This window comes from Sodalis sp. RH22, assembly GCF_047324165.1.
Lineage (GTDB): Bacteria > Pseudomonadota > Gammaproteobacteria > Enterobacterales > Enterobacteriaceae > Acerihabitans.
Genome location: NZ_CP178731.1, coordinates 324,760 through 338,148, shown reverse-complemented (window position 1 = coordinate 338,148; position 13,389 = coordinate 324,760). Strand labels below are relative to the sequence as shown.

12 protein-coding genes are annotated in these 13,389 nt (G+C 49.5%); 4 read left to right on the top strand and 8 right to left on the bottom strand.

What is annotated here, in order from left to right:
• Positions 1-338: 338 nt before the first annotated feature.
• Together ACL2XN_RS01475 and ACL2XN_RS01470 are read left to right on the top strand one after the other, a co-directional pair.
• Positions 339-1,169, top strand: coding sequence for an oxidoreductase (locus ACL2XN_RS01475; RefSeq protein WP_413729931.1), 831 nt, complete (start codon positions 339-341; stop codon positions 1,167-1,169).
• Between the two features lie 279 nt (positions 1,170-1,448).
• Positions 1,449-2,495, top strand: a complete 1,047-nt coding sequence (locus ACL2XN_RS01470; RefSeq protein ID WP_413729930.1) for an NAD(P)-dependent alcohol dehydrogenase — start codon at positions 1,449-1,451, stop codon at positions 2,493-2,495.
• Between the two features lie 183 nt (positions 2,496-2,678).
• Here the strand turns inward: ACL2XN_RS01470 and ACL2XN_RS01465 are convergent, their stop codons facing one another.
• From ACL2XN_RS01465 to ACL2XN_RS01430, 8 genes are all read right to left on the bottom strand, one after another.
• Positions 2,679-3,734, bottom strand: coding sequence for an NAD(P)-dependent alcohol dehydrogenase (locus ACL2XN_RS01465; protein ID WP_413729929.1), 1,056 nt, complete (start codon positions 3,732-3,734; stop codon positions 2,679-2,681).
• Between the two features lie 119 nt (positions 3,735-3,853).
• Positions 3,854-4,168: a hypothetical protein gene (locus tag ACL2XN_RS01460; protein ID WP_413729928.1), complete on the bottom strand. Its 315-nt coding sequence runs from the start codon at positions 4,166-4,168 to the stop codon at positions 3,854-3,856.
• Positions 4,169-4,236: 68 nt separating this feature from the next.
• On the bottom strand, positions 4,237-5,277 hold the full coding sequence (locus ACL2XN_RS01455) for an aliphatic amidase (protein ID WP_413723089.1): 1,041 nt from the start codon (positions 5,275-5,277) through the stop codon (positions 4,237-4,239).
• Between the two features lie 148 nt (positions 5,278-5,425).
• Complete coding sequence (locus ACL2XN_RS01450; protein ID WP_413729927.1) at positions 5,426-6,259, bottom strand: hypothetical protein; 834 nt, start codon at positions 6,257-6,259, stop codon at positions 5,426-5,428.
• Positions 6,256-7,251: a CobW family GTP-binding protein gene (locus ACL2XN_RS01445; RefSeq protein WP_413729926.1), complete on the bottom strand. Its 996-nt coding sequence runs from the start codon at positions 7,249-7,251 to the stop codon at positions 6,256-6,258. The genes ACL2XN_RS01450 and ACL2XN_RS01445 overlap by 4 nt, the downstream gene beginning before the upstream one ends.
• Before the next feature lie 75 nt (positions 7,252-7,326).
• Positions 7,327-8,982 carry a tubulin-like doman-containing protein gene (locus tag ACL2XN_RS01440; protein WP_413723092.1) on the bottom strand — a complete coding sequence of 552 codons (1,656 nt, stop codon included), beginning with the start codon at positions 8,980-8,982 and terminating at the stop codon, positions 7,327-7,329.
• 85 nt (positions 8,983-9,067) lie between these two features.
• Positions 9,068-9,394, bottom strand: a complete 327-nt coding sequence (locus ACL2XN_RS01435) for a hypothetical protein (RefSeq protein WP_413723093.1) — start codon at positions 9,392-9,394, stop codon at positions 9,068-9,070.
• Between the two features lie 11 nt (positions 9,395-9,405).
• On the bottom strand, positions 9,406-10,917 hold the full coding sequence (locus ACL2XN_RS01430) for a hypothetical protein (RefSeq protein WP_413729925.1): 1,512 nt from the start codon (positions 10,915-10,917) through the stop codon (positions 9,406-9,408).
• 644 nt (positions 10,918-11,561) lie between these two features.
• Here ACL2XN_RS01430 and ACL2XN_RS01425 point away from each other — a divergent pair.
• Both ACL2XN_RS01425 and ACL2XN_RS01420 read left to right on the top strand, forming a co-directional pair.
• Positions 11,562-12,713, top strand: coding sequence for a transporter substrate-binding domain-containing protein (locus tag ACL2XN_RS01425; protein ID WP_413723095.1), 1,152 nt, complete (start codon positions 11,562-11,564; stop codon positions 12,711-12,713).
• Positions 12,700-13,347 (top strand): ANTAR domain-containing response regulator, encoded by a 648-nt coding sequence (locus ACL2XN_RS01420; RefSeq protein ID WP_413723096.1) that lies wholly within the window; start codon positions 12,700-12,702, stop codon positions 13,345-13,347. The genes ACL2XN_RS01425 and ACL2XN_RS01420 overlap by 14 nt, the downstream gene beginning before the upstream one ends.
• Positions 13,348-13,389: the final 42 nt, after the last annotated feature.

The following is a 13,389-nucleotide window of genomic DNA, read 5'->3' as shown; positions in this document are numbered from 1 at the left end:
CCCTGGCTCTCGGAAAGTAAAGTAATCCCAGCACGAAGACTCATGAATATCACTCATAACGGCAAGTAAAACATAAGAGTAATTTTTCATCACTATTTCTTCTATAGTCCCTTATATAAGCAATTGATTATTCTTTTGCGGAAATGAATGGATTTTGATCAGGTTCGTGTGAGTAAAAATGACATTCCCCCTTTCAGTACTGATGAGGAATATTTATCAGCTATCACTCAAGAATCTGCTTATCGGATGCTTCATCATTGTTAAAAACTGTAGCTTATGCGAAAGAAAACGCTTTCTTCGTCCCAAACGATAACACATTTATCTGAGGTACTTTCTCTATGTCTACATGGTTAATTACCGGTTGTTCTACCGGACTTGGTCGCCATCTTGCGCAGGCGGTTCTGGCGCGCGGATGGAACGCGGTGGTTACCGCGCGGGATCCGGCAAAGGTTCAGGATATCGTAACATCCTATCCCGACACCGCGCTGGCCGTCGCGCTGGATGTGACCGACAATACTCTGATTGCCGAGGTGGTGCGCCAGGCTGAAGCTCGCTTCGGCGGGGTGGACGTGCTGGTGAACAACGCCGGCCACGGCTACCGCGCTGCGGTGGAGGAAGGCGACGAGGCAGATGTCGACGAACTGTTCGCCACCAATTTTTTTGGCCCAATAAAGATGATCAAGGCGATACTGCCCGGCATGCGGTCCCGGCGCAGCGGCGCCATCGTCAACGTTTCATCCATCGCCGGTCGCGGCGCCGAGCCAGGGTCCGGATATTACGCGGCGACCAAATTCGCACTAGAGGGTATGTCGGACGCGCTGCGAAAAGAGATCAGTCCGCTTGGTATCAAGGTGCTGGTGGTGGAACCCGGTGCGTTTCGTACCGATTTTGCCGGCCGTTCATTGCAGCAATCAAAGACTGTTATCGCTGATTACGCCAATACCGCCGGACTGCGCCGGAAAGAAAAGGATAATAGCCATGGTAAGCAGCCCGGCGATTGCGCGCGCGGTGCCCAGGTAATCATTAAAGCCGTCGAGGCGGCTGACGCGCCCTTCAGGCTGCTATTGGGCAGCGATGCCGTTAAGTATGTCCGCTCCCAATTGGAAACCCAGCTAACAGAAGTGAATGCCTGGGAAAAAATCAGTGTCACCACCGATTTCCCCAGTTGAGATCTCCGCCGCCGCGGCTTACTTATTTCCCCAGTCAGGGCGGCGATAATGGCATTGTTAATATTCTGGCAGTGGCTTGCGGGTATCAACCAAGAGGATAAGGCAAGAATCATCCATGAATACGCCTATTGTTTAGCCGCCAAAGTATTACTCTTTTTACAGCACAACGCGATATATTCACAATGCCGGATACGACTGCTTTAATAAATAGCAGACAATTCAGGACCTTCAAGAGTTCTGTTCCTGAATTATCATTATCCAGAACAAGGGAGTCAACAGATGAAAACCACCGGCTATGCCGCCTTCAGTACTACTACCCCATTGGCGCCGTTTGTATTCGAACGGCGCGCGCTGCGCCCTAACGATGTCGCCATGGAGATACTCTTTTGTGGAGTCTGCCATTCGGATCTCCATACGGCGCATAACGACTGGGGCTGGACAACCTACCCTATTGTCCCCGGTCATGAAATTGTCGGCCGCGTCACCGACGTCGGCCCCGACGTCACCCGCTATAAGGTGGGTGATGCGGTGGCCGTAGGCTGCATGGTGGACAGTTGTATGGAATGTGACCAGTGCCATAACGGAGAGGAGCAGCTGTGCCGGGAAGGCAATACCGGCACCTACTGTGGTCTGGACCGCATTACCCATGAACCGACACAAGGCGGTTACTCCAAGCATTTAGTGGTGCGCGAAGAGTTTGTGCTGCGCGTGCCGGACGGGCTGGATCTTTCACGGACCGCACCGCTACTGTGCGCCGGCATCACCACCTATTCACCGCTGCGCACCTGGAACGTCGGTCCGGGCAGCCGGGTCGGCGTGATTGGCCTTGGCGGGTTGGGCCATATGGCGGTCAAGCTGGCGGTTGGCCTGGGCGCGGACGTGACTGTCCTGAGCCGCACCGCCAACAAGGAAGCCGATGCCCTTGCCCTGGGCGCCGACTGCCTGCTGATTTCCACGGATGAGGAGGCCATGGCGAAAGCCGCCTCCGGGTTCGATTTGATTATCGACACCGTGCCGGTCAAGCACGATCTCAATCCTTATATGCCGCTGCTGGATATCGACGGCACATTAGTACTGGTGGGCCAGGTCGGTCCCCTTGCCGAACCGAGCACCGTGCCTCTGATCCTGGGCCGTCGCCGGATCGCCGGCTCGCCCATCGGGGGCATTCGAGAAACCCAGGAAATGCTCGACTTCTGCGCAAAGAAAAACATCCTGCCCGACTGCGAGATGATCCGTATGGATCAGATAAACGAGGCTTTTACGCGGATGGAACAGGCGGACGTACACTATCGTTTTGTGATAGACATGGCCTCTCTATCGGCTTGATACTGTATGGATATTAGTTAATTAGCTACTTTTATCATTACAATACAAGTTGAGTCATGGTGATTTTTTGTGCAAAACACGAGATAATTAGGAGTTAGAATTTTAGCAGTCGATAAATACTAATCATCAGTTGAAAAAATTATTTGAAAAAGGCGACGTACTGTCGCCTTTTCATCTTTTTAATCATGCAGTTAAAGAAGAAATATCTATAACAAAGCGATATTTCACATCACTTTTCAGCATGCGTTTCCAGGCATCATTGATATCCTGGATATTAATCATTTCAACATCAGCAGTGATGCCGTGCTCACCACAAAAATCCAGCATTTCCTGGGTTTCTGTAATGCCGCCAATCACCGAACCGGCGACTGATTTACGTCCCAGGACCAGCGGTGCGGAGTTCAGCACCGGGTCCAGTTCGCCCAAATAGCCCACCAGCACCAAAGTACCGTTAAGGGCGAGCGTCGTGACATAAGGCTTAAGGTCGTGAACATAAGGCACCGTATCGACGATAAGGTCAAATTCTCCTTTTACTGCCGCCATTTGGTCGTCATCGGTGGAGATCACTATGTGATCGGCACCAAGCCGGCGCGCATCCTGCTCTTTACCGGGAGAACGGCTAAAGAGTGTGACCTCGGCGCCTAACGCTTTGGCGAATTTCAGCCCCATATGGCCCAAGCCGCCAAGGCCGACCACCGCCACTTTGGTCCCTTTGCCTACTTTCCAGTGGCGCAATGGCGACCAGGTAGTGATACCGGCGCACAATAGCGGCGCCGCGCCCTTCAGATCCAGGCCATCCGGCACTTTGACCACGAACTTATCCGATACCACGATGGTTTCGGAGTAGCCGCCATAGGTCGGCATTTTATCGTGACGATCGATATCGTTGTAGGTCAGCGTATTGCCTTCTTCGCAATACTGCTCAAGCCCCTGCTTACAAGGATCGCAGTGCTGGCAGGAATCCACCATGCAACCGACGCCAACATGATCACCGGCTTTAAAACGCGTAACTTCCGCCCCCACCCGGGTGACGCGGCCAATGATTTCATGCCCGGGCACCATTGGGAAGGTCGCATTGCCCCAATCATTGTAAGCATTATGAATATCTGAATGGCACACGCCACTGTACAAAATTTCAATCACCACATCGTTAGCCCGGGGATCGCGGCGCACAAAATTGTGCGGCACCAAATCTTCTTTCACGGCCAGTGCGGCGTAACCACGTACATTCATCGTCATACTTTTCTCCGGAATCGCCTGTTTTGCGTTACGAATTATAGAGATTAGGCTCTAAAAGCGAATTAATGAGATATTAAATAATTAACCTTTATAAGGTTATCAAGGATTACAATTGACGATTAGAGGTGAATTTCAGATTGCACCAATGAATCGTATTCACCAATAACCCTGTACAGATGGCGCCACCACGCATTAACACCGCCTGAGGCGACAATAGGGTCCCTCAGTCCCGGACCCATCACCTTTTCGGGCGCATTCAACAACCGGGCGCGATGCCGTGATACAGGGCGGCCAAGCTTGTGCAGGAACACACCGTCCGGCCAACGCGACCGCTCTTCCAAAGCCTGGCGGGCGTCAGCGTATGATATCTGCGTATGAAAATTGCAGCTTGAAATAAGAATATTGCGGTGTAATAAAGTGAGATTAAAACGCATAAACAACCCGCTTAAGGTTCCTTAAGCGGGTTGCGGGTTGATCTTTAACGGGATAGAGCAATGGCGGCTCAGCTTTCGCTGCCGACGGCATCATGCGGCAAATCGCCATAAGGACATTGCGCCACGCCGATGGTGCCGCGGGTGATGCGCTCCACGTTTTCCTGCGCTTTTTTCGCATCCAGCACCCAGGTCCGGTAGAAATCAAACGGACATTCGGCAATGCCCTTTTCACCATCGCCCGAATGATAGACGCCGGTATAGCCTCGATGGAGCAATTTAAAAAGATGGTTCTGTGACTGATCGTATTTACGCGCATCGCGAATTTCAGGTATCGACAACTGGGCATACTGAATACCCATCTCCTCTTCCCCGCATTCACCCAGCGTATGGCCGTCAAACCCGATAATGGCGGAATGGCCGAAATAGGTATAAACGCCATCAAAGCCGGTGCAGTTCGCCACCGCGACATAGCAGTTATTGGCCCAGGCCATGGCTTTGGAAATAAGCACCTGCTGGTCTTTCGCCGGATACATATACCCCTGGCACCTGACAATCAACTCGGCGCCCTTCATGGCGCAATCGCGCCATATTTCCGGGTAATTACCATCATCACAGATGATAAGACTAATATTGATCCCTTTCGGTCCCGCGACCACATGAGTGGTATCGCCAGGATACCACCCCTCCACCGGGACCCACGGCAGGATTTTGCGATATTTTTGAATAATATCGCCTTGATTGTCAATCAGGATAAGGGTGTTATACGGGACTTTGGCCGGATGTTCCTCATGCCGTTCGCCGGTAATGGAAAACACGCCCCACACATTAGCTTCACGGCATGCAGCCGAAAAAACCGCCGTTTCATCACCAGGAATGGTCGACGCTGTGGTCATCATTTCGTCCGGATCGTACATAATGCCCATGGTGCTATACTCAGGGAAAATAATTAAGTCCATCCCCGGCAGGCCTGATTTAACACCTTTAACCACTTCCGCTATTTTTCGCGCATTCTCCATAACTTCCTGCCGGGTATGCAAACGCGGGATTTTATAGTTTACAACCGCGACCCCGACACTGGTCGGGCTACTGGAAATATCACCATGACGCATATTAACTCCTTACATGTTTTTAAGAAAAAGGGTATCGGCACATCATTGCGATGTGAAATTTAACAATTACAAGAATAACCCCAGGCCTGCTTTATAAGGGTGCGTGACGCATAACACACTTATCGCCATTTACTCCACTGGCAATAATCTAGGCCAGCGTATCCATGGATTTTTTATGGCTATATTTTTTATTACGGAAATAATGAAAGGCTAAAAGTAGCAGCATTAAAATGACAAACCCTGCCCCGACCATAGTGAAGACAAGCTCGTTAAAAGCAATTTCAGGATTAAACTCGACTGTAATGTTATAAACAGCCACGAAAAAAGACATAAATACAATCAGGTAGCCCAGGCTGTTGCGCCAGACGTTTTTTGTCTGTCTTGACTCCGTCTGCTGGCTTAGCCGGTTAACAATCCTGCCATCCATGGTATCGGTTATCATCATGCCGGCGGTAAATACGCATCCCATGATGGCCGCATACATCGCCTGCCAATTTTGATTGCTATTGCTGGCAACATAACCCCACGCCGCCGCCTGCGTCGCCGTATCGAACACCGCGGCGAATATGACCCCGACCAGAATAATAGACAACGGATTGGACTGTTTTAATAATCGGGTCGGGAACAATTTCATTTTCCAACCTACCGGGCGGTAGTTGGCGCTGTTCATTAGTGTCCACAGATTTGTCACCCCAATGGCCAAGAGCATTAACGTCGGCAGCCAATCAAGGGAAAACCGCACCGGGGGGGGCAAGGTAAGGGTTTGCGTAAAATAGCTTACGAATATGGCAATGCCTGTCACCAGGCCGCCGTGGCCAATGGCAAACAATGTCCCCACCCACTTGGCATGGCCATGCTTATGCCTGATAGCATGCCAGGTCAGGCCGTCGATACAGGCGATATGATCGGGATCGAGGCCATGCCTCAATCCTAGGGCAAACATGATCAGTAAACTTGATAGCTGTAGGTTTAATTCAGTCATAATATAGTCACTCCGTTCCGGGGGGTAAAAACGCAATGGGAAAATTCAGCTTTCAGCATCTCGGGATCAAGATCTTTACCAATTACCACCAACTCGCTTTCATGTACGGCATCCCCCATCCATTCATCGAGATGATTTAGCGTGGTGAGCATGCGCACGCTCTGAAATACCACCGGTTCCGTAAAACCCTTGGCATTTAGCAGACCTTTCGTCCGAATCATTTTATCGCCATCCACAGCGAGCAGTGCGGTCATCCATGCCATGAAACGGTTAATATCCAGCGGCGAGCGTTCCCGCAGCACCAGGGTAGAAATGGATGGGTCATGCTCATGGGTATGATCGGTTAATAAATCAGGCTCAATTTTCAATTTTTCCGTCAAACTAAAGCCATGGGTATTCATGAGTTCGGTGATATCCACGCGGCCATATTCACTGACGTGGATATGCGCAATGGGATTGAGAGATTGTATCCGTTGTTTGACCTGATGGAGCCTTTCGGGCGTAACCAGATCGGCTTTGTTCAGGATGATAATATCGGCAAAAGCAATTTGCTCTTTTGCCTCCAGGCTACCTGCAAGATTTTTATCAATATTAACCGCATCCACCACCGAGATAAACGCGTCCAACTGGGCGCGGCGGCTTATCTCATCGGAAACAAAAAAAGTGGACGCCACCGGCGCCGGGTCGGCAAGGCCGGTTGTTTCAATAAATATATATTCAATATCATCCGAGCGCTGCATCAGCTGATCAATCGTTTCTATAAGATCACCGCGCACCGTGCAGCATAAACAGCCGTTATTAAATTCAATCAGCTGCTCATCGCTGTGTGTGACTAACAGTTTTGCGTCAATGCTCATTTCACCGAATTCATTGACAATAACCGCGATTTTGGCGCCTTCATTTTGCAAAAGCATATGATTTAATAAAGTCGTTTTTCCGGAACCTAAATAGCCGGTAATCACTGTGATGGCGATATGCCGTTTGTTAATCATAATAGCCCCTGTAGCAGTTGACCTTTATGTCAGCTACCCTAAAGATGAAATAATCGAGCCTGGGAGGGTGGGTGATTACTGCGGTGTGGCAACCACCGTTTCCGTCATTTTTCGAATCGCCTCCTCGCGAATCACTTTACGGTTGGCCGGCGGCAATACATCACCGCGCAGTTGATCGTAAGGCACCACCACCCAGCAGGCGCATCCCCAGATACATTCACCGGCCATGCCTTTAAAACGAATGGCGGGTTCGGAAATCATCGGTCCGAGATCGATAAGCCAGGCATGTTCAGCCAGCTTCGCTTTCCAGTTGAGCGCATCGTAATTCTTCTGGCTATTCCAGAACGCGGCCAAATCGGTTTTTGCCACCCCGGGTAAAATCACGTTGCAGTAAGACGTCAGGGCATCAAAAAATTCGTAATGATAGACTTGCAGCGACGAGCCGGTTTCCATCAGATAGCTGCCGGTAATGGCTTCCTTAACATTGTGCGTCAGTTTTTCCAGGTTCATTTCGCGAGAGCAATGGATATGCAGTTCGGCAAAATCGGTTTCGAAACTGTCGGTCAAACCGTCGAAAGTCGCAATAAACTTAGTCCACTGCGCCAGGGTTTCATCCCAGACATCGCCGCTTTGTCCTGGGAGCACCTGTACCCCGGGATGGGTCAGCTTGGCAACGTTGAACAGCGTCCAGTTGCGGGATTTGGAACTGATGGTTTCGTGCGGTGCGCCGGTGAAGCCGGTCGGACGTAAAGAACGAAATAATACCCGGCTCTTGTCAAGCACGGCGAACCGCATAAAAGAATCGGCGACGAAGCGATTAGTCACCAGTTGTTTAAATTCATGGCGTACTTTTTGATTGCCGGTATCGGTATAGGATGACAGCCGTTGCCAGCTTTGCTCTGGATTTACGACAAAGAACCCGCCGGTAAAGGGGCTACGGTACAGATCGCCCCAAACTGTGGTCACGCCAGCATTTTTATCGTCATCAAGCATGCAATCGAGCTCATTAAGCGTGGTGTAAAGCCCTGGACTTTCTTTGTAGATATCCGGATCGCCGCTATGGGGCAACTGGCCGACGCCTATCACAGGCATGCGGCGCCCCAGTTTTACCGTCGCCAGGTGGCGCGCCAAATCCATCACGATCCCGCTGCCGGTTCCCCCCGCCAGGCTGAAGGACACCGTAATCATAGAGGGTAAGGTTGCCTCTTCAATATGGCTGACGAATTGCTCCAACGCGTTATGCATCGGGCGGTTGCCGTCATAATAGGCATTGGCGTATAAACCCTTGGCAATGGAGCGTGGGAAATGCTCTCCCGCCTTGGGGAATTTAGTATCATGGGGCACATAGGACTCGTAATTGGGATTCCAATAATAACGGGGATATTCCAGTTTCAGATATTCACGCGTGCGGTTCATCCCTGAAAAGTAGCTGTCCGTATCCTTCATATCCAGAACAATAGCCTGGAATTTGAAACGCGAAGCGGGAATGCCGCGCTCCTCAAGACGTTTTACCAAGGCGCCGGCATAATCCTTGGCGATTTGCATATCCTGATCGCCGATATCAACCACCATGGCGGCAAAGCGGGCACGCGGATCCTCCAATAAGTCCTCGACTTCGCCGGTGCGCAGCAAAGCTTCCACATACGCAATGCCGGTCCTGCCAATACCGATGGCATGCAAGCAGTGCGGAGCCTGGACACCGGTAGCGCTGTTATATAAAGAAGCTGTCATTTTATATTCTCCTGGAGTACATGATTAACATTGCGCATATTCGGTTGAATATGCGGTACAAAGCCACAACTTAATCACACTGAATTCAACAGCGAACACTGAAAGTTTCGATTTTATCCAAAAATCCGAGATCTCTTAAGATATGCGCAACGGAGGTTGCCCGCTCATTGGCGACATATAAGATATAGTCTTCGACAAATAATCCCGGGTCGGAGGATATTATGCCTTCCTCTATTAACCTGACGCCTTTTTCCAGGTTTTCCCTGTGCAATTGTGTTCGCCAAATAGGTGATGAGATGGTAATAGCCTCATTATCGACTTTCTCAATATGCAGAAATTTATCGCCTACTACAGTGGGGACCTGGTAGCCGTCACCGTATTTTATGATCACATCGTTCCAGTTAAGCGGCATGGTGGACTCCTTTATATTTCTCCCCGAATAGCCGGGTATGGCAGATTTATCCATCGTTTGCCGGTTATGATATTGCGGCCGGCCACGCCTGTCTGCGCGTCGGAAGGCTCGCAAAGCAGCAAACCCTGTTCGAGTAATAAGGCATGGGATAGCCTTTTTTCATTTTGGCTACTTGCGTCATAACGCGCTTTCGCCTGCGCGAACAGCCGCAGATCGCTTTTCGCCAGGGACGGCAGGATAAAACGCATCTCTTGAGCGGAGCCGGCGGCGTAATGATTCACCATGATGTTCTGCCCGAAAGACTGGTGGATCGCGCAGGTCAGTTGTTCGGCCGTTTTTTTACTCAAACGCGCGCAAACCACTTCGACAAAAGCCGGCTCATAGCCGTCGGAAATGCCTAGCTGGTTTTTCAACGCGGCAAATGCCGATGGCTCTTTTACCGCCATCATGACCAACACGTGCAGCCAGCGATTGCCCCACGGGGTACGCGCGGCTGAATGTTGCGTCAATGGCGCCGCCAGCCAGTTAAGCTGGCGTAGTATTTCCCACAACCCTGCTCCGGCGCGATCCTGCAGCAATGAAGATAACGCCTGATACAACTTCCCTTGTTCTGATGGGGTCGGCTCCAGGTCCGGCACCATCAGGAAACCTGCGGTAAAGGGATTTTTGAACAAATCACCGCACGATGGCGTAATACGCTGATTCAATTGATCATTACACAGACATTCCAATTCATTTAACGTGGTATAGACATTCGCCGGCGCGATAGTGTCATTCGCCGCCGAAGCCGGTGCCAGACCTATGCCAGTAACCAGGATCCGGCGACCGAACCGCACGGTGGATAAATGCCGGCTGAGATCCATCGCAATAGCGCTTCCGACCGCATCAGCCAGGGAAAACACAATGCAGACCACGGATTCGGTTTCTGTTTGGCCGACGCTTTGGGCGAATCTTTTCAGGGCATGCCAGGCGGGCCGTTCACCGTGATAATAGGCCAGGCTATACATGGCCTTGACATAGGCCCGGCTGAGGCTATCCCGGTCCGGCGCGTTCCGCTCCGATTCCGTTAGCCAGGGAGCAAAGGTATCCGGATTAGGTATCAAGGGATATTCCAGTTGGAGGTGCGCGGCGTGCTGGCTGAAAAAATCGCCAAGCGCATCGGGTTTACCTTGCTCGATTGCCAATGATTCATAAAAGTATTTATTACCGTCCAGGGCCGCGGGCAATACTGGGAGACCAGCGTCGGCCTCTCCGGCCATATCCACCGAAAGGATGCTCAGCCGTGACCGTTCATGATCCAGCAGAGTGTCCGGCATTTGGCTGACAAATTGACGCAAGAAAGCATTGGCCGCCATGCCGATACATACCAGATGAACATTGTAAGGCACCGCCTCGTCATCGCTGATACGGTGTATACCTCGGGTTAAGGCGTCAAGTTTGCGCTGGCGCAGTTTGGCATCGGTACTGCCGATGGCCGGAACCGGCCTGCCGCGTAGTAAATCTATCCCAATCGCTGATGGCATACATCCTACCTCGTCTGTGTTTAACATTTCAGCCCGGCGATACATTGGCCCGTCTTCGCGAACCAGAGAGTCAACATTCTGGCTGGCGGCAAGCCGGCGGGCTTTATAGCTCATCAAGGCAAAAAAAAAGAGCCCCAAAAATGCGTGGTTGAACGCATTTTTAGAGGCTCTCTTGCCTGGAGTGATATCGGCCATCTGGGCGATAACATGGTTAAACCTTAAACATCAGGGTGCCTAAAGTCAACACCCCGGCAACATGAGATTATTTTTTTTAACCTATTGATATTAGGCATATCGAATTTATCTTTTTACAAATTTTCCTTAGGATTAAGATGGTTACATAAATCATTCCCTTGAAGATGTTTTTCTTATACATCAGCGCATTTATTGAAAGATTTTAATATCGCTATACATATTAGTACATGGTTAATATGCTGGATAGAAAACATCTTATGACACATCCGACTAAGTAAATCGTTACCAGCGACGTAATTCAATTATCACATCGTATAAGTAAATATGATTTTCAATCCGGTTGCTTTATTTTTATTCTGCTTTTAACTACTGGATATCGCGGATGACATATAATCCAAATATCATATTCAACAAAAATCCTGGCGAAAACTGGAAAAGGAAATTAACCAATGATATTAAACAAGCATAGTGATGCCGTCAGGGTTGGCGTCTTATTCTCCTCGACGGGATTCACCTCAAAAATCGAAAGATCGCAAATGGAGGGAACATTTTTTGCCATTGAAGAAATCAACAATAATGGAGGAATCAATGGCAGGGAAATTATTCCTATTTACTACGATCCCGCCAGTTCGCCTTACCGTTTCGCTGTTTATGCGGAAAAACTGATAAAAGAAGATCTGGTCAACGTGGTTTTCGGCTGTTATATGTCCAGCACGCGAAAAGCCGTGATGCCTATTATAGAAAAATGGCAAAAATTACTCTTTTACCCAACACCTTATGAAGGTTTTGAATTTTCAAACAATATCATCTACACCGGTGCGTCACCCAATCAAAATAGCTTTTTTTTGGCTGATTATATGGCAAGCAATTATGGTACCCGTGTTTATATGGTTGGCAGTAATTATATTTACCCTTATGAGTCAAATCGCATCATGAGCGATTTCATGACCAACTTTCCGGGAGGGGCGGTGGTGAGCGAGCGTTATGTGGATCTGAATGCCGGCCGGGAAGATTTTCACTCTATTGTACAGGACATTAAATTAACCCACCCCGATTTTATATTTTCCACAGTGGTTGGTAGAAGTACCCAGGAATTTTATTTAGCCTGCCATGATGCAGGACTTCATCCAGATAAAATTCCAATAGCCAGCCTGACCACCAGCGAAGCGGAAATTTCAGAAATGCGCACGGGGGTGTCAGCAGGACATATCACTTCAGCGCCCTATTTTCAATCAATTGATTCTAAACGCAATAAAGACGTTCTCAGCCGATTTAAATCTAGCCCGTTTTATACCGTTGAGCCGAATATGTGTTGGGAGGCCGCCTATTTTCAGGTGCATCTTTTCGCTAATGCAATGGCAAAATCCGATACCGATGACATAAGCCAGCTGTTTCCGTATCTGCTGAACAGCGAATATGACGCCCCGCAAGGAAGGGTGAAAATCAATCCGCACAATAATCACACATTATTGTATCCTAAAATTGGCAAAGTGAATAAACAGGGGCAATTTTCCATTATCAAAGAAGTCACTCAAGGGGTGGACGCAGATCCCTACTTTGTTAACTATTCTCCGCCTGGGGTTGATAATGATAACGCATAAAATTTTCAACCGGGCAAAAAACAAAAGCGCCAGCCTGCGTTTTTTCAGACGTATCAGGAGCTGTAAAGTCGTTATATTTCATCCTGATGATGATGACCTCAAAATTCTCACGCAGCAACTGCACCGTATTGGCTGCCAAAGCCTGACTATATGGCCGCCAGTAAAAGAGGTGCCCGACGATATCGACGCGATATTCTGGGCCGTGCGCATGGAATACCTCGCTGATGAATACCTGATGCAGCATACGGATATCCCGGTCATTGCCATTATCAATTATGAAAATCCCACCGTTATCGACGCCGCGCTGCATGTAGGGGCTAAGACATTGATGAGCAGTCCCATCCGTCCAATCGGGGTACTTTCCAGCCTGGTGATGGCATTTAAAAATCATTACGACTGGAAGGACTTAAACCGTCGCATGGAAAAACTTTCCACCAAATTACGTATTGCCGATGTCATCAGTCAGGCAAAGGTGATTATTTCCACCATCCGGGGCGTTGATGAACTTGAAGCCTACGCGATCATTCGCGAGATGGCCATGAATGAAAGAATGTCGATCGAAGACATGTCGAAATCCTTGATTCGGGCCAATGAATTACTCCAGCTAAATAAAAAAAAGCATGACTTAAAATGAACACAATCCCCGAGTGATAAAGTGAACGCGGGCCAGTAGATT